Genomic DNA, 16,865 nt, shown 5'->3' on the forward strand with positions numbered 1-16,865 from the left:
GTCCATTCATACCGCTCGGGAAGATCGAAAGAGCCGAGTGTTCAACCGGGGCGCCCGTCCGGACGCGGGCGGACGAGGCGGGGAGCGAAGCGCCATAGGTAGATGAGGTACGCGAGCGCAAACGCAAAGGCACTGGCGTGCAGCGTGCCACGACCAACGGATGGGAATGCGGCGAATTCTCGCAGGAGCGCCGCGGCGAGCAACACGAGAAAGGCGGAGCGCAGGCCCCGAGGGGTGCGGTTGGGATGACCGCCCGTGTGACCGAGCGCCGTGCGCGTCATCATGCCCAGTGTCATGGAGCCGATGCCGCCTACCGTGAGCAGATGCAGCGCGGCACTGCGCCAAGCGGGAGCGAAGGCGGCGATCCCATAGGCGAGCACCCCCGTTGCCGTCAGGGCGAAACCGAGGTGCAGGATCCACACCATGGGATTGGTCCAGATCGCCCAATGCAACCATCGCCCACTCTGGCGCAGGGCAATGAAGGCCACGGCCACGGCGAGTGCAGCGATGAGCGGGGCAGGCGCTTCGAGGGCCACGGCGAGGGCCAACGCGAAACCGCCGGCCACGGTACCGACCTGAACCCAAGCCGGATTGGGGACTTGGGGCAAACCAAGTGCCCGGCTGGTGAAAAAGGCGATGACCCGCATGCCGAGGAAGAAGATCATCCCGGCGAGCCACAGGGCGCCGGCATCGAGCCAGGCGAGGGGCTCGCCGGCGAGCTTTCCTTGCACCGTGCAGAAAAAACCCGCCTCGAAGCCTGCGAACAGCAGCAACAGCAGCGGCACGACGTAATTGCGCCGATTGCGCGCAACGAGCACCGAACGGGCGAGCCAGAAAGCGGCAAGGAGCAGAAAAGCGATCGCTGCCCCTGCAGCGACAGGAAAGGCCCGCTCGCCGAGGAACCAGCCGAACCGGGCCACGAGCCACAGCAGCACGAGCAGGCCCAGGCGGGCGCCGCGCAGCGGCGGCTGTCCCGTCCAACTCGCCACGGCCGTGTGCAGAAAGCCGACGACGATCGCTGCACCAAAGCCCCAGACCATCTCGTGCGCGTGCCACCACACCCCCGGCAGGGCGGGGACGCCACGCAGCGTGATCGCCCAGTAGGGTACGGCGAGCACGGTGAGCAGAGCGCCGAGCAGATAAAAGGGGCGGAAAGCCATTGCCAACCAGGTGGCGAGGCTCGGGCGGTTAGGGGTGGATGGGTGCGGTTCTTGTAGTGAGATGGTGGGCATGGAAATGCTCCGCGGACACGGTTTTCGTAAGTTGCTCCATTGTGTTCCGCAGAAAGGAAGCTCGTCCTTGATCGCAGTCAAGATGGGGGCGGCGAAGACCATTCTCGTCGAATTGACTTGCGTCAAGGAAATTGCCTCGCATCGCCTCTAGAGTGAAATCGTCGCAATCTTTTTCATCGGCGGGGAGGATCGATCATGGGACGGGGCAGAAAAACGTGGGGGACGTTGGCGGCGTTGCCCTTGGCCATCGGCATGGCCTGGGCTCAGGAAAAACCAGTGACGGAGGAGGAGATCCGCTATCAGGCTGGCGGCTCACCCTTGGCCGAGGTGGAGATGTATCAGGACATCAATCCCAAGGCGCCGCCGATGACGAAGGCGGAATTCGAGAAAGGGCGCAAGATCTATTTCGAACGTTGCGCCGGCTGTCATGGCGTGCTACGCAAGGGAGCCACGGGCAAGCCGCTCACCCCCGACATCACCTTGGAGAAAGGCAGCGAGTATCTGAAAGTGTTCATCAAATATGGCTCGCCGGCGGGGATGCCGAACTGGGGGACCTCGGGCGAACTTACCGACGAAGAAGTCGACCTCATGGCACGCTACGTGCAGCAGACGCCGCCGCAGCCGCCCGAATATGGCATGCCGGAGATGAAGGCGACCTGGAATGTGCTCGTGCCACCCGAAGCGCGGCCGAAGAAGAAAATGAACGCCTACAACCTCGACAACCTCTTCTCGGTGACGTTGCGCGATGCTGGTCAGGTGGCGCTGATCGACGGGGATACAAAACAGATCATTACCATAATACCGACAGGTTATGCGGTTCATATCTCCCGTCTGTCGGCTTCTGGGCGCTATCTCTACGTGATCGGGCGCGACGCCAAGATCAACCTCATCGACTTGTGGATGGAGAAACCGGATAACGTGGCTGAGATCCGCGTCGGCTTGGAAGCGCGCTCGGTCGAGACCTCCAAGTACAAGGGCTATGAGGACAAATATGCCATCGCCGGTTCCTATTGGCCACCGCAATACGTCATCATGGATGCGGACACGCTCGAACCGCTCAAGATCGTCGCTACGCGGGGTATGACGGTCGACACGCAGGAATACCACCCCGAGCCACGGGTGGCTTCCATCGTGGCGAGCCACTTCCGGCCGGAATTCGTCGTGAACATCAAGGAGACGGGCAAGACGCACCTCGTCGACTACACTGATCTCCACAACTTGAAGATCACCGAGATCGAGATGGCGCGCTTCCTGCACGACGGCGGCTGGGACGCCTCGAAGCGCTATTTCCTGGTGGCGGCGAACCAGTCGAACAAGGTGGCGGTAATCGATGCCAAGGAAGGCAAGCGCGCGGCGCTCATCGATGTCGGCAAGATTCCGCACCCGGGGCGCGGCACAAACTTTGTCCATCCGAAGTACGGTCCGGTGTGGGCGACGGGGCATTTGGGCGACGACTCGATCGCGCTCATCGGTACCGACCCGCAAAAGCATCCGCAGTACGCTTGGAAAGTGGTGCAATCGCTGCCAGGGCAGGGAGGAGGGAGCCTCTTCATCAAGACGCACCCGAAGTCCAAGCACCTCTACGTGGATACGCCGCTCAACCCCGACGCGAAGATCTCACAATCGGTAGCGGTGTTCGACATCGATGCTTTGGACAAAGGATTCAAAGTACTGCCGATCGCCGAATGGGCGGGGATCGCTGATGACGGCGCCAAGCGCGTGGTGCAGCCGGAGTTCAACAAGGACGGCAGCGAAGTGTGGTTCGCCGTGTGGTCGGCAAAGGACAAGCAGTCGGCTCTGGTCATCGTCGATGACAAGACGCTGCAGCCGAAAGCAGTGATCAAGGATCCACGGTTGATCACGCCGACGGGGCACTTCAACGTCTATAACACACAGCATGACGTCTATTGAAGCGAAGGGTGAGAGGATGCGGCGGTGGCATGGGACATTCGGCGTGGCTTGGGGCTTGGTCTTGGCCGCCGCGGTCCACGCCGAACCGGGGGCGGAACGTCAGGCAGCGCTCGTGCGCTTGGTGCGGCAGGACTGCGGCGCCTGCCACGGCCTGAGCTTGCAGGGTGGGCTGGGGCCAGCGCTCACGGCGGAGGCGCTTGCCGGCAAAGGGGGAGAAACCTTGGCGGCAGTGATCGCTCATGGCCGTCCCGGCACGCCGATGCCGCCGTTTGCCAGCTTACTCAGTACGGAGGAAATCGCATGGATCGTCGAACGCTTACAGCAAGGATTTCCTCCATTGCCCGTTGGCTCGTCTTCGCGCTGAGCGCCAGCGGAGTGGGGTTGGTCGCGGCGCAGGAGCGCGGCACGGGCGATTTGGGAGTGGTGATCGAGCGGGCGAGCGGCAGCGTGCTTATCGTGGCGTACTCCAAGCCCGAGGTGCTCGCCCGTGTCGAAGGATTGGGGGATCTGTCGCACGCTTCGGTGGTTTTCTCGCGCGATCAGCGCTTCGCCTACGTCTTCGGGCGCGATGGGGCGCTCACCAAGCTCGATCTGCTGCGACCGGGCATCGTCGCGCGGGTGCAGCAGGCAGGAAATTCCATCGGTGGAGCGATTTCGCAGGACGGACGTCTCGTGGTGGCCCAGAACTACGAGCCTGGCGGCATCGTGGCGTTCGACGCCGACGATCTACATCGGGTGGCCGAAGTACCGGCCAAAGCGGGGCCGGACGGCAAGGCCGCGAAAGTGGTAGGGCTCGCCGATCTGCCCGGGCAGCGTTTCGCCTATGCGCTCTTCGATGCCGGCGAGATTTGTGTGAGCGACTTCTCCGTGCCCGATGCCCCGCGTACGGAGTGCGCCCCCGCCGGTCGCCAGCCCTACGACGGACTGGTGACGCCGGACGGGCGTTTCTACCTTGCCGGGCTCTTCGGTGAGGATGGCGTGGCGCTGTGGGATTCCTGGCATCCCGAGGTCGGGGTGCGTCGTATCATCGACGGATATGGCCGGGGCGAGGCCCCTCTGCCTGTCTATAAGATGCCACATCTGCGGGGTTGGGCGCAGGCCGGGGAGCGTCTCTTCCTGCCGGCGATTGGGCGGCATGAAGTATTGGTCGTCGATCGGCGCGACTGGCGCGAGCTCGGTCGCGTGGCAGTAGCAGGGCAGCCCGTCTTCGTCATGGCCCGCCCCGACGGGCGAGAGATCTGGGTGAACTTCGCGCTCCCCGACAACGGCCGCGTGCAGGTGATCGATGCCGAGACGCTGACGGTACGGGATACGCTCGAACCGGAGCAGGCGGTACTACACATGGAATTCACGCCAAAAGGAGATCAGGTGTGGGTGTCGTGCCGCGACGACGACCGCGTCGTGGTCTACGATGCGCTGACGCATCGTGAGCGCAGCCGTTTCATGGCTCGCAGCCCGAGCGGCATCTTCTTCACCTATCGCGCCACGCGTTTTGGGATGTGATCCGATGGATGCATTGCTTTCTTTCGTCAATCGCTGGCAACGGGGTTTCCCGCTCGTGCCGTCCCCTTTCGCAGGGATCGCCGCGCAGGAGGAGCGAACGGAGACGGAAGTGATCGAATCCTTTGCTATGGCCCGGACGGCAGGATGGATGGCGCGGCTAGGGCCGGTATGGGCACCGCGGCGCCTTGGATGGAGCACGCTCGCGGCGGCGCGTGTGCCGCCCGACAAGCTCGACGCGGTCGCCGAATGCGTGAGCGTCTTTTCCGAGGTCAACCACAACTACGCCCGCGAGGACGAATGGAATCTGTGGTTCGTGCTCACGTCTCCTTCCGAAGCGCGGGGCCGCGCGGTGCTCGTGGCAATCGAGAGGGCGCTGGGCGTGCCGGTGATCGCCTTGCCGTTGCGGGCCGAATTCTTCATCGATCTCGGGTTCGATCTGTCCGGCGAAGGGCGATGCACGCCGACCACCATGGAGGTGCTACCGCAGGCGAGTCTTCCAGCCGAGATGGAACCCTTGGTACGTGAGCTCTCGGCAGGTTTGCCGCTGGTACCGCGTCCCTATGCCGCCGTGGGCGAGGCGATCGGTTGGTCGGAGACGGCGGTGATCGCCCAGCTCGAGCAGTGGATCGGCACGAGGGTGGTGCGCCGCATCGGGGCGGTGCTACGGCACCGCCGGCTCGGCTATCGGGACAATGCCATGTGCGTGTGGGACGTGCCCGATGACGAGGTGCGTGCGGTGGGTGAACGGCTCGCCTGTGAGCCGGCGGTGACCTTGTGCTACGAACGCTTCCGTGCACCGCCATACTGGCCTTACAACCTCTATGTGATGATCCATGGACGCGATCGCGACACGGTGTCGCGCGAGCGTCATCGTTTGGGACAGAAACTCGGACTCGATCGCTGGCCGCATCGGATGCTTTTCAGTACGAAAGAATACAAACAGACTGGGGCGGATTACACGGGACGGGAACGATGAGGGAAAGAGCGCCGGCGACACTCGACGATCTCGACCGGCGGTTGCTGTGGGCGCTGCAGGACGACCTGCCGCTGTGTGAGCTACCTTTCGCCGATCTGGCCGAACGGCTCGGCGTGAGCGAAGAGGATGTGCTGCAGCGGCTGCGGCGCTATCTCGCCGAGGGGATCGTGACGCGTTTCGGACCCTTCTTCCAGGTCGAGCGCCTAGGCGGTGCATTCTGCCTCGCGGCCATGGCGGTGCCCGAGGAACGCTTCGAGGAGGTGGCGGCCCTCGTCGGGGCCTTTCCCCAGGTGGCGCACAATTACCGTCGCGAACATGCGCTCAATATGTGGTTCGTGCTCGCGGCCACGCGCCCTGAGGGGATCGCCGAGACGGCGCGGGCGATCGAGGATGCCGTCTCTCTGCCGGTGTGGCTCTTCCCCAAGGAGCGCGAATATTTCATGCGCTTGAGGTTGCGTCCATGAACGGCGAGGTGCCCTTCGTGCCCGACGAGCGGGATCGTCGTTTGATGCTCGCCGTCGAGGGCGGATTGCCGCTCGAAGTGCGACCGTACCACGCCCTCGCCGAGCGCCTGGGCTGGATGCCGGAAGAAGTCTTCGAGCGGCTCGCGCGGCTGCGTTCGACCGGCGTGATCCGTCGCATCGCCGCCGCCCCCAACCACTATGCGCTGGGCTACGTCGCCAACGGCATGAGCGTGTGGGACGTGGATGATGAATACGTCGATGACATCGGACGCTGGCTCGCCGAGCAGGGCGAAGTGAGCCATTGCTATCGTCGACCACGTGCCCTGCCGCTGTGGCACTACAACTTGTTCGCCATGTTCCACGCACGCGAGCGCGTCGAAGTGGAGCGGGCGGTCGCCTCTGCCGCGGCCCTGCTCGCCGCGCGCTTTCCGGAGGCCGTGCGTGCTCACGAGGTGTTGTTCTCCAGCCGTATCCTGAAAAAGACGGGTGTGCGGCTGCATTTCTGAAAGGAGCAGGACCGTGTTTCGCCTGAGCGCCTTCGTCGAAGAACTCTTTTCGCCCACGCCCGTCGGGCCACGGCGCCGTCCGCCGGGACCGGTGGTGATCTGGAACCTGATCCGGCGCTGCAACCTCGCTTGTGAGCACTGCTATTCCCTATCGGCCGACGCCGACTTCGCCGGCGAGCTCACCACCGCCGAGGCGCTCGCCGTGATCGACGACCTGGCGCGCTTTCGTGTGCCGGCGTTGATCCTTTCCGGCGGCGAACCCCTGCTGCGCCCTGATCTCTTTACCCTGGCTGCGTACGCCAAAGCGCAGGGGATGTACGTGGCGCTGTCGACCAACGGTACGCTCATCGACGAGGCGATGCTCGATCGCATCGCCACGGCCGAGTTCGACTATGTGGGCATCAGTCTCGACGGACTGGAGGCCACACATGATCGATTTCGCCGCCACGTCGGGGCGTTCGCCGCCAGCGCCCGGGCCGTGCGTGGCGCCGTGGCGCGCGGTCTCAAGGTGGGAGTGCGTTTTACGCTCACCGAAGGCAACGCCAGTGATCTCTTGCCACTGCTCGATTGGGTACGCGCCGAGGGGGTGCCGCGATTCTATCTCTCGCACCTGAACTACGCCGGCCGTGGCCGCAAGAACCGGGAACAGGACGCGGCGGTGCAGACCGCCCGTTGGGCGATGGAAACGCTCTTCGAGCGTTGCCTGCAGGAGCGGCAGGAGGGAACGAGGCGCGAATACACCACCGGCAACCAGGATGCCGACGGCGCCTTCTTTCTGCTGTGGGTGCGACGTCGTTTCCCCGAGCGGGCGGCGCACATCGAGGCCAAGCTGCAGCAATGGGGTGGCAACGCGAGCGGCGTCAATGTGGCCAACATCGACAATCTCGGTAAGGTGCATCCGGACACGATGTGGTGGCACCTGCGGCTCGGCGACGTGCGCGAGCGCCCGTTCTCGGCCATCTGGTCCGATCCGGACGACGTGCTGCTGGCACGACTGCGCGAACATCCCCGTCGGCTCGAGGGGCGCTGCGCCCGCTGCCGCTTCCTCGCTCTATGCAATGGCAGCTCGCGCGTGCGTGCCAAGATTGGTGCAGGATCTCCCTGGGGGGAAGATCCTGGTTGCTACCTCTACGACGAGGAGATCGCCACGTGAAACCCTTCCTTGCCTGTCTCGTCGCCGCGCTCGGTGTCACCTCCTTCGCCCGAGCCGAGGAACCCGCCGTTCTCTACGCCCGGCATTGCGCGAGCTGTCATGGCCCCGATCGCTGGGGGCAATTGGGGCCAGCGTTGCTGCCCGAGAGCTTGGAGCGTCTGCGGGCACCGCAAATCGCAGCAGTGATCCGCGATGGCCGCCCCGCCACGCAAATGCCCTCTTTTGCCGGCACGCTCGCCGAGGAGGACTTCGCCGCGCTCGCCGCTTGGTTGCTGCGTCCCGGGATCGAGCCACCCCAGTGGGACGAAGCCCACATCCGTGCCAGTCGCGAGGCGCAACCGCCGCGTCTGCTCGCGAGGCCGATCCATGAGGCCGACCCGCGCAATCTCTTCGTCGTGGTCGAGCAAGGGGATCATCACTTGAGCGTGCTTGACGGCGATCGCTTCACCGTGCTCGCCCGCCTGCCAACGCATTTCGCCGTACATGGCGGGCCGAAATTCTCGCCGGACGGACGCTTCGTCTACACCGCCTCGCGCGACGGCTGGGTGGAGAAATTCGACCTGTGGGCGCTCGAACGCGTGGCCCAGGTTCGGGTCGGCATCAACGCACGCAACCTCGCAGTCTCGGCGGACGGGCGCTTCGTGGCCGTGGCCAATTACCTCCCTCATACCCTAGTCATTCTCGACGCCGATCTCGAACCGGTGAAGATTCTCACGGCGGCGAGCCGCGACGGCAAGACCGAGTCGCGTGTCTCGGCCGTCTATGACGCAGCCCCTCGCCGTAGTTTCGTCGTCGCACTCAAGGACATCCCGCAATTGTGGGAAGTGAGCTACGACGAGCACGCCGCTCCAATCTATGATGGCCTGGTGCACGATTTTCGCATGGCCGAGGCACTCGCTCATCCTGGTTTTTTGCATCCGCGCCGCGTCGACCTGGATTTGGTGCTCGACGATTTCTTCTTCGATCCCTCTTACCGCCGTGTGCTCGGAGCGTCGCGCGAGGGCCGCGCCCAGGTGATCGACCTCGACATCGGTCGCCCGGTGGCCGAACTCGCCCTCGACGGCATGCCGCATCTAGGCTCTGGCGTGATCTTCGAACGACAGGGACGAACCCTCATGGCCTCGACCAACCTCCAGCGTCCCGTGTTGTCGGTGATCGATCTGGGCGACTGGCATATCGTCGCCGAGGTGCACTTGTGTGGGCAGGGATTCTTCGTGCGCACCCACGAGAACAGCCGCTATGCCTTCGTCGATAGCATGATGACGAAAGATTGCCGTGACGGTTTGCAGGTTTTCGACAAAGAAACGCTGCAGATCGTCGCGACGCTACGTCCCGAACCCGGGAAAACTTTCGCGCACGTCGAATTTACGCGCGACGGCCGCCATGCGCTCGCGAGCGTCATGGAGCCGACTCCCGATGGCGCCCTATGGGTGATCGATACGCAGACGCTGCAGCTCGTGCGCCGCATCCCCATGAACAAGCCCATCGGCAAGTACAACGTCGCGAACAAGTTGGAACGTTCCGGCGGTACCAGCCACTGAAACGTTCGGAGGAAAGAAAGAGCGGAGAGACAAGCCCCCGCCCTTTGTCGTCCGGCTCAAGAACGCGCTGCCTCACCATAAGCGGGGCTGCCCTTTACGCCGATGAAGAAACTCGCCAGATAGGTCAAAAGCCCGACCAGGAACACCACGCCCGTGCCTTCCCGCAACCAATAGAAGAGCGCGATTTTCTCCTGCGCCGCCATGAAGGGCTGCGGCGTATCACCCATGCGCTGCAGCCAGACCTGCAGCAGGCCGGCGGCGGTGAGAAAGAGGGTGATGAACACCATCGACACCGTCATCAGCCAGAATCCCCACATCTCCAGCACCTGCGAGCGGTTGCCCTGAGCGGTGCGTCCGTGCAGCTGCGGCCAGGCGTAGGAGAGGATCGTCAGCACCACCATCACGTAGGCGCCGTAGAAGGCCATGTGTCCGTGCGAGGCGGTGAGCTGCGTGCCGTGGGTGTAGTAATTCACCGGCGCGAGCGTGTGCAGGAATCCCCAGACCCCCGCGCCGAGGAATGCCATGACGCTGGTGCCGAGCGCCCATAGCGTCGCTGCCCGGTTGGGGTGATCGCGCCGGCGGCGATTGACCATGTTGAAGGCGAAGAGCACCATCGCGAAGAACGGCAACGGTTCCAGCGCGGAAAAAAGCGAACCGAGCCACTGCCAGTATTCCGGCAGACCGATCCAATAGTAATGGTGTCCCGTACCGATCAGTCCGCTCACCAAGGTCAGCGTTACGATCACGTAGAGCCATTTGTCGATCACCTCGCGGTCGACGCCGGTGATCTTGACGAGCACGAAGGCGAGGATGGCGCCCAGCACCAGCTCCCATACCCCTTCGACCCACAGGTGCACTACCCACCACCAGTAGAATTTGTCACGGACCACGTTGATCGGATTGACGAAGGCGAAAAGGAACATCAGCGCCAGTCCCCATAACCCGAAAAGCAGCACCGAGGTGATCGCCGTCTTACGACCGTTGAGGTACGTCAGCGACAAGTTGTAGAGCAGCGACAGGGCCACGAGCACGATGCCAATCTTGGTGATGGTCGGCTGCTCGAGGAATTCGCGTCCCATCGTCGGCAGCAGCTCGTTGCCGGTGAGCTTGGCGAGCGTTGCATAAGGGACGGCAAGATAACCGATCACCGTCAATCCGGCCGCGACGAGAAAGATCCAGAAGGTGACGAGTGCGAGTCGCGGCGAATGCAATTCACGTTCGGCTTCTTCCGGCACGAGGTAGTAAGCCGCACCCATGAACCCCATCAGCAGCCAGACGATCAGCGCGTTGGTGTGCACCATTCGCGCCACGTTGAAGGGGATGTGGGGAAAGAGGAAGTCGCCGATCACGTATTGTAGGCCCATGATGAGACCGAATAGTATCTGGGCGACGAAGAGGGTGAGTGCGGCGACGAAATAGGGTTTCGCGACCGCTTGAGAAGCGTATTTCATGGGAAATTCTCCTGGGGGAACCGGTCATCCTTCGATGTTGGGGGGCCAGCCGGCCGTGTCGATCTCGGAGACATAGCGCAGGAACTCGACCAGGTCGTCGAGCTGCCGTTCGCTGAGATGGAACTGCGGCATCTGGCGGCGACCGGGCGCGCCGGTGGGTTGGCTCTGGATCCAGGCTTTGATGAATTCCGGTCCGCGCCGTTTATAGACGTTGCCCAGTTCAGGGGCGAAATAGGCGCCTTCGCCGAGCAGCGTATGGCACCCGATGCAGTTGTTCTCCTCCCAGATGCGCTTGCCGGCGGCGATGGCCGGATTGGCCACGATCTGTGCGCGCTGATCGCGCTGCGGCAGCACGCTCTCGGTGTGCAGCGTCACACCGAGGAACAAGAGGACGGAAAAGAGCGTACCGCCATAGAACATGTTGCGAGCGGCGCTCGTGCTGAAGAATGACGCCATGTTTCTCTCCTGGGGATACGGCGGCCCCAGGATAGGGAAGGGCGGGCCGCGACGCATTGATTCGCATCAAGTAGCGCGGCCCCTTCAGCCGAACCACCCCCAGGGCGACTTTCGCAGCGCACAGCCTACGATCTGGGCAAAGGCGCAAAGGGCGAGGACGAGAGCGATTCGTCGCCCGCGTGGGGTATGACCACGCCCGAGGGCGATCGAACCGGCGACGATATAGACGAGCAACCAGAGGAGCTTTGCGCCGAACCAGGGAACGGCGAAGGGCGAGAGGCGCCGAAGGACGGCAAGACCGATGCCGGCGGCGAAGAGCAGCGTGTCGTTGACGTGCGGTAGGATGCGCAGCAGAGGTCGCCGCAGGAGCGTGGGGCGATACCCCGTGAGGAAGTATCGGACGAGGAATCCGGTCAAGCTCAGACCGACGAAGGTGAGGTGCAAGAGCTTGAGGGTGGCGTAGTCCATGGCGCTCACCGCGGCGAGGGATTCGCTTCGGTCTGCGGCGGCACCGTCTGCGGCCAATGGCGGTAGGTGCGTACCGCGAGCCAGAGGATGTATCCCATTTGCACTGCGCAGGCGAGCACTGCCAGCCCTGCCAGGCGTATGAGCGGTTCGGGCAAGAGCAACCCGGCGAGGAGCAGCACGGTGGTGATTCCATGGCCCTGCCAGAGCCGATCAGCCTGTACTTCGGGCGTGATGCGCAGCATCGTCGGGGGGAATCCCTGACGACCGGGGCGTTGCTGCAGATGCAACCACGTGAGGAAAGGCAGGATCTTCACCCACATGCCGCAGATCACCGCGGCGAATCCACCCCAGAAGACGGTCACGCCGACCCACCAGGGCGAGAGGACGTCGCCCGCCGCAAGGAGCGCCAGCAGCGGTGCGACCAGGGCCGAGCCCATGGCGACCCGCCACAGTTTCCAGGTGGCGTCATGCCGCGGGCGCTTGCTGCGCGCTTGCAGCTGCAGCGTCTGCACCGCGAACGGCGGCACGAGGATCAGGGCCCCGAGCACGGCCACCGCTTCGGCCGCCCGTGCACCCCATCCCATTGCGGCGGCGACGGAGAACGGCAGCAGCCACAGCAACCGCCCCCAGCGTGCACGGAATTTTTCTGGATAAGGAGGGGTGAGCTGGAACATTGGCACCACCGCGTAGGCGATCGCCGCCACCAGTCCCAATCCCCACACGCTCCAGGCGCTCACCACGTGCCAGCTCACCCAGGCGAAATGATCCGCCAGCCAGATTCCTTCGCGCTGCGCGAGCAAGCCCAGCCCCAGCAGCGCCGTGAGCGAGAACCCGACCAGTGCCCGGCGCAGATCTCCGCCGGCGGGATTGCGGGCAGACGCTAGGGCGAGAAAGGCGAGGGAGAGGAAAACGGCGAGCGTGCCGGCAAGCAGGATGGCGGCCGCTACCGTCAAGGTTCGGTTCGGCCAGAGAAAGGAGGCGACGAGCAACGACACGCCTGCGCCCCAGAGGGCAGGCAACGCGTGCCAGCGAAACATCACCGGCGGCCAGACGGCGCCGGCGAGCACCGGTAGTACCTGCACCGACGCCCCCAGCATCACGCTGCCCATGAAACCGAGTGCCGTGACGTGTGTGAGTGCGAGCGCGGCCGGTGTCCAGCGGCTGAGTACGGCGGTGGGTCCTTCGAAGAAAAGCAACAGGCCAGCGAGCGCGAGCATGGGGGGCGCGAGCGCGAACCAGCGCAGCGGCACCGTATAAGGCGGCGAGGATTTGACGTCCAGGGGCAGAGCTTTCATCGCGCATTCGTTCCCATGCCGTCCACGGGGCGGAAGAGATGGATCTCGACCGTGCCGTCGTCGTGGACATACTCCCGATGCGCCCAACCCTCCGGTTCGATCGCCTCGAACAGCGGCCAAGGGACGCGATAGAGCAGCAAGCGCACCCAGCGCCCGGATTCCAGCCGCTCGAGCAACTCGAGCGTGCGCACGAAAGGATCGGGCGGCAGCAGCTCCCGTGCGTCGAAGAGCAGCACGTCTTCCGGAGCGTAACCTTCGGGGGCGCGGTGGAATGCAGTGGGGTCCATCAGGGCGAGTTCGCGGCCAGCCGTTGGACGAGTGCTTCTTGCTGCCCGGCACCCAGTACTTGATCGCACATGGGGTAGAGCACGTTCTCTTCCTTCATATTGTGTTGTTGCAGCATCACGAGCAGCGTCTCGAGGAGATCGCGCGCCGCCTCCGTCTCTTTTGCCTCGAGGGCGGATGCGAGCGGCGCGAAGAGCTCGCGTATCTGCGCGTGCTCGAGCCGCATCACCTCGGTGGGACCGCCGTTCATGCCTGTGGCAGCCTCGAAGGCGGGAAAGAGCGCTTCTTCCTCGATGAGGAAGTGGTGTTGCAGTTCGGCTTGCAGCGTTTCCCAGGCGCCGAGCGCCGCATCCACGGAGCCGGTGAGCAGTGCCGCTTCCAGCGCCGCGAATCCTTCATCACTGCGGCGATGATCGTGGGTGAATCGCGTGGTGATCGTGCTCATGGCGTGTCTCCGCGTCGGGGTTCCTGGCACGCACTGTAGCGGGGCACTGCACCCGGTGCCTTGATGCGGGTCAAGAGGAGCGGGGGGAATTGGCCGAGCGTTGTGTGAGACGATCCAGCGCTTCTAGGACGGCGGCGGGTGCAGGAACCTGACCGACGCCGCCCAAATTGATCGCCGAATGCGCGCGTCCCGGCAAGACGCCGGTGCGTTGGGGATCGGTATCGGTATAGAGCGCAACGGTGGGGGCGTCGAGCGCGGCGGCGAGATGGACCAATCCCGTATCCACGCCCACTACGGCCCAGGCGCCGGAGAGCAGGGTGGCGAGCTGGGCGAGGCGCAGCCGCGGCAGAACGAGGGCGTGCGGCACCTGCACGGCAATCGCCTGGGCGCGCTCCCGTTCCCGCGCGTTGCCCCAAGGCAGGACGAGCGGCATTCCGGCTGCAGCGAGCGTGCGCCCGAGTTCGACCCAGTGCGCCTGCGGCCACAGCTTGGAGTCGCGGCTGCTGGCGTGCAGGGCGACGACGTAGCCTGCCGGCAGCTCGAGCGGCAAGGGCTGCCGGGGGGCGCGGATGCCGTAGTCGGGGGCCGTCGATGGCGGGGGATAGCCGAGTGCGGCCGCCGCCAGCAGCCGGTTGCGCGTCACGGCGTGCAGCGCGCGCGAGACGGTGTGTCGGTGGGTATAGAAGAGGGAGGCCAGCGGCTCGCGGATGGAGCGGCTATCGTAGCCGTGTTTTTCGCCCCGTGCCTGGAGGGCGATCAGCGCGCTCTTGAGCAATCCCTGGCTGTCGAGCACGAGGTCGTAGCGGGACGCCCTGAGTTGCCGGCGAGTCGCGGCGATCTCGCGCCAGGTGGCGACGCAGAAGAGATCGTGGCGCCAGCGGCGGATCGCCACGGGCAAGACCTGGTCTACTGCAGGATGCAAGGCGGGGATGTCGACGAAACTTTCTTCCACCACCCAGTCGAACCGCATGTCGGGGTAGTGGGCGCGGATATCGGCGAGGATGGGGAGATTATGGACGACATCGCCCAGGGACGAAGTCTTGATGAGCAGCAGGCGTGGCATGGGGGAATTTTCGCATACAATGAAAACTTTGGCCGTACGGCGGCGATGACGGTCTCCGATGAAGTTTGCCTTCGTGATCTTCAAGTATTTCCCTTACGGCGGAGCACAGCGCGACATGCTGCGCATCGCCCGCGATTGCGCGGCACGGGGGCATGAAGTCCGGATCTACACGGGCCAGTGGCGTGGTGATCTGCCGGGAGACGGTATCGAAGTGACCTGTCTGCCGGCCTCCGGCTGGTTCAACCATCAGCGTTATCAACATTTGATCGACGCCATCGCCGCGCGCCTGAGCGAGGATGAGCCCGATCTGGTGGTCGGCTTCAACCGCATGCCGGGCCTGGATGTCTATTACACCGTCGATCCTTGTTTTGTGGAACGGGCCCATCGTGAGCGCGGCTGGTTCTACCGCTGGTCTGGTCGCTACCGGTTTTTCGCCGCAAGCGAAAAGGCGGTCATGGGTCGCGACAGTTCTTGCCACATCTTTTTGCTGTCAGAACGTGAAAAAAGAATTTACCAGCGCTGGTATCACACGCCCGATGAGCGTTTTCACCCGATTCCTCCCAATATCCCCCTCGGCGCTTTTGCCGACATCGACCGGAGCGAGGCGCGAAATGCATTGCGCGCCGAATTCGGGCTGCCTGACTCGGCCACTGTCGCTTTGATGGTAGGTTCGGTGTTCAGACTCAAGGGGTTCGACCGGGCCATCCGCGCCTTGGCTTCCCTGCCGCGGCCTTTGCGTTCCTCCCTCTGGCTGCTCGCCGTGGGGACGGATCGACCGAACGCCATAATGGCGCTCGCCAGGCGTCTGGAGGTGGAAGATCATCTGATCATCACCTCTGGCCGCACGGACGTTCCCCGCTTGATGATGGGCTCCGATCTTCTCGTCCATGTCGCGCGTTCCGAGCTCGCGGGGCTCGTGCTCATCGAGGCCATGACCGCCGGCCTGCCCGTGCTCGTCACCGACGTTTGCGGCTACGCCGAGCACGTTGCGGCGGCTGGCGCCGGTTTGGTACTGCCATCGCCTTTCGATCAAGGCAAGATGAATGCGGCTTTGGCGCGCATGCTGACTTCGCCCCAGGATCGCGCGCAATGGGGTGAGGCCGGCAGGCGCTACACCGCGGAGATCGCCGCGCGCCGTTCTCCTACGCTGGAGGCGGAGCTGCTGGAGGAGATCGCCAGGGAAAAGAGGAAAGGCCGTGGTCGAGACTGAATCCATGCGGGCGCAGCGTGCCGCAGACGGAGCCAGAGACGCCGTACCCACGTCGCCACGCCTGGCGGGACGGCCGCCCGATCATCTGCCTGCCGAGATCCTTTCTCTCTTGCCGCCCGGCGATCCGTTCGAACAGGTCATGGCGCTGCAGGGTGAGGTGTTTCGCGACGTCCCGGGCCGTCGTACCCTGAGGGTACGCCTGGGGGGCGAATCCTATTTCGTCAAGCAGCATTTGGGGGTGGGGTGGCGCGAGATCTTCAAAAATCTCCTCTCGGGCAAATGGCCCGTGGTGGATGCTGCCGTCGAGTGGCGCGCCATCCGGCAGCTCCAAGCCCTGGGCATACCCACCACGCCCGGTGTGGCCTATGCCAGCCGTGGATGGAACCCCGCCCGGCGGCGCTCTTTCGTGATGACGCGCGACCTGGGGGACATCGTCTCGCTCGAAGATCATTGCCGTGATTGGCTGCATGCTCCGCCGCCCTTGACACACAAACGGGCGATTCTCGCCGAAGTCGCGCGCATCGCCCGCACGCTGCACGAACATGGGCTCAATCACCGCGACTTCTATCTCTGTCATTTCTGCCTCGATGGGGAGCGCCTGCGACAGGGGGAAATCCTGATCTATCTCATGGATCTGCATCGTGTCGGTTTGCGTCGCGCCACTTCCCGGCGCGATCGGATGAAAGACCTTGCCGCCTTGTATTTTTCTGCCCTGGACATCGGTCTCAGCCGTCGCGACTGTCTGCGCTTCATTCGCCTCTATCGCGGCAGCCTGCGCCGTACCCTCGTTGGCGAGCGCTCGTTCTGGCGGCAGGTGGATCGCCGGGCGCGCCGGCTCTACCACAAGTTCCACGGGCGCTGGCCGACGACGCCATTCGATGAGATCAAGCATTGACCAGAAGAAGA

The 16,865-nt window shown here is 64.2% G+C and carries 18 protein-coding genes; 10 read left to right on the plus strand and 8 right to left on the minus strand.

What is annotated here, in order from left to right; translation table 11 throughout:
- Nucleotides 1-41 precede the first annotated feature (41 nt).
- Nucleotides 42-1,232: an NnrS family protein gene (locus tag H607_RS0100965; RefSeq protein ID WP_157381248.1), complete on the minus strand. Its 1,191-nt coding sequence runs from the start codon at nt 1,230-1,232 to the stop codon at nt 42-44.
- Between the two features lie 195 nt (nt 1,233-1,427).
- Here H607_RS0100965 and H607_RS0100975 point away from each other — a divergent pair, with 195 nt between their 5' ends.
- Genes H607_RS0100975 through H607_RS0101010 form a run of 8 tightly spaced genes read left to right on the plus strand, consistent with a single transcriptional unit; the run spans nt 1,428 to nt 9,286 of the window.
- On the plus strand, nt 1,428-3,143 hold the full coding sequence (locus H607_RS0100975; RefSeq protein ID WP_028873878.1) for a nitrite reductase: 1,716 nt from the start codon (nt 1,428-1,430) through the stop codon (nt 3,141-3,143).
- A gap of 16 nt (nt 3,144-3,159) precedes the next feature.
- On the plus strand, nt 3,160-3,507 hold the full coding sequence (locus H607_RS0100980) for a c-type cytochrome (RefSeq protein ID WP_037989191.1): 348 nt from the start codon (nt 3,160-3,162) through the stop codon (nt 3,505-3,507).
- Nucleotides 3,444-4,646, plus strand: coding sequence for a cytochrome D1 domain-containing protein (locus tag H607_RS0100985; RefSeq protein ID WP_028873880.1), 1,203 nt, complete (start codon nt 3,444-3,446; stop codon nt 4,644-4,646). The genes H607_RS0100980 and H607_RS0100985 overlap by 64 nt, the downstream gene beginning before the upstream one ends.
- 4 nt (nt 4,647-4,650) lie before the next feature.
- The gene (gene ahbB, locus H607_RS0100990; RefSeq protein ID WP_028873881.1) at nt 4,651-5,622 is read left to right on the plus strand and encodes a siroheme decarboxylase subunit beta; all 972 of its coding nucleotides are present in this window, start codon (nt 4,651-4,653) and stop codon (nt 5,620-5,622) included.
- On the plus strand, nt 5,619-6,086 hold the full coding sequence (locus tag H607_RS0100995; RefSeq protein ID WP_028873882.1) for an Lrp/AsnC family transcriptional regulator: 468 nt from the start codon (nt 5,619-5,621) through the stop codon (nt 6,084-6,086). The genes ahbB (H607_RS0100990) and H607_RS0100995 overlap by 4 nt, the downstream gene beginning before the upstream one ends.
- Nucleotides 6,083-6,592, plus strand: a complete 510-nt coding sequence (ahbB, locus tag H607_RS0101000; RefSeq protein ID WP_028873883.1) for a siroheme decarboxylase subunit beta — start codon at nt 6,083-6,085, stop codon at nt 6,590-6,592. Before H607_RS0100995 ends, ahbB (H607_RS0101000) begins: the two co-directional genes overlap by 4 nt.
- A 13-nt stretch (nt 6,593-6,605) precedes the next feature.
- Nucleotides 6,606-7,745, plus strand: a complete 1,140-nt coding sequence (gene nirJ / locus H607_RS0101005; protein ID WP_028873884.1) for a heme d1 biosynthesis radical SAM protein NirJ — start codon at nt 6,606-6,608, stop codon at nt 7,743-7,745.
- On the plus strand, nt 7,742-9,286 hold the full coding sequence (locus H607_RS0101010) for a nitrite reductase (RefSeq protein ID WP_028873885.1): 1,545 nt from the start codon (nt 7,742-7,744) through the stop codon (nt 9,284-9,286). Before nirJ ends, H607_RS0101010 begins: the two co-directional genes overlap by 4 nt.
- A gap of 56 nt (nt 9,287-9,342) precedes the next feature.
- Here H607_RS0101010 and H607_RS0101015 read toward each other — a convergent pair whose 3' ends face one another.
- The 7 genes from H607_RS0101015 to waaC form a co-directional block, all read right to left on the minus strand.
- Nucleotides 9,343-10,737 (minus strand): cbb3-type cytochrome c oxidase subunit I, encoded by a 1,395-nt coding sequence (locus H607_RS0101015; protein WP_028873886.1) that lies wholly within the window; start codon nt 10,735-10,737, stop codon nt 9,343-9,345.
- A gap of 24 nt (nt 10,738-10,761) precedes the next feature.
- Nucleotides 10,762-11,193, minus strand: a complete 432-nt coding sequence (locus tag H607_RS0101020; protein WP_028873887.1) for a c-type cytochrome — start codon at nt 11,191-11,193, stop codon at nt 10,762-10,764.
- Between the two features lie 84 nt (nt 11,194-11,277).
- On the minus strand, nt 11,278-11,661 hold the full coding sequence (locus tag H607_RS0101025; protein ID WP_028873888.1) for a SirB2 family protein: 384 nt from the start codon (nt 11,659-11,661) through the stop codon (nt 11,278-11,280).
- Nucleotides 11,662-11,666: 5 nt separating this feature from the next.
- Nucleotides 11,667-12,956 carry a hypothetical protein gene (locus H607_RS11120; RefSeq protein ID WP_051240521.1) on the minus strand — a complete coding sequence of 430 codons (1,290 nt, stop codon included), beginning with the start codon at nt 12,954-12,956 and terminating at the stop codon, nt 11,667-11,669.
- The gene (locus H607_RS0101035; RefSeq protein ID WP_051240522.1) at nt 12,953-13,243 is read right to left on the minus strand and encodes a DUF2249 domain-containing protein; all 291 of its coding nucleotides are present in this window, start codon (nt 13,241-13,243) and stop codon (nt 12,953-12,955) included. The genes H607_RS11120 and H607_RS0101035 overlap by 4 nt, the downstream gene beginning before the upstream one ends.
- Nucleotides 13,243-13,686, minus strand: a complete 444-nt coding sequence (locus H607_RS0101040; protein ID WP_028873890.1) for a hemerythrin domain-containing protein — start codon at nt 13,684-13,686, stop codon at nt 13,243-13,245. The genes H607_RS0101035 and H607_RS0101040 overlap by 1 nt, the downstream gene beginning before the upstream one ends.
- Nucleotides 13,687-13,756: 70 nt before the next feature.
- Nucleotides 13,757-14,749, minus strand: a complete 993-nt coding sequence (gene waaC, locus H607_RS0101045; RefSeq protein ID WP_028873891.1) for a lipopolysaccharide heptosyltransferase I — start codon at nt 14,747-14,749, stop codon at nt 13,757-13,759.
- A 58-nt stretch (nt 14,750-14,807) separates the two neighbouring features.
- Between waaC and H607_RS0101050 the strand changes: the two genes are divergently transcribed.
- Together H607_RS0101050 and rfaP are read left to right on the plus strand one after the other, a co-directional pair.
- Complete coding sequence (locus H607_RS0101050; RefSeq protein ID WP_028873892.1) at nt 14,808-15,959, plus strand: glycosyltransferase family 4 protein; 1,152 nt, start codon at nt 14,808-14,810, stop codon at nt 15,957-15,959.
- On the plus strand, nt 15,946-16,854 hold the full coding sequence (rfaP, locus tag H607_RS0101055) for a lipopolysaccharide core heptose(I) kinase RfaP (RefSeq protein ID WP_211218427.1): 909 nt from the start codon (nt 15,946-15,948) through the stop codon (nt 16,852-16,854). The genes H607_RS0101050 and rfaP overlap by 14 nt, the downstream gene beginning before the upstream one ends.
- The last annotated feature ends 11 nt before the right edge of the window (nt 16,855-16,865 follow it).

This window comes from Tepidiphilus margaritifer DSM 15129, assembly GCF_000425565.1.
Classification (GTDB): Bacteria; Pseudomonadota; Gammaproteobacteria; order Burkholderiales; family Rhodocyclaceae; genus Tepidiphilus; species Tepidiphilus margaritifer.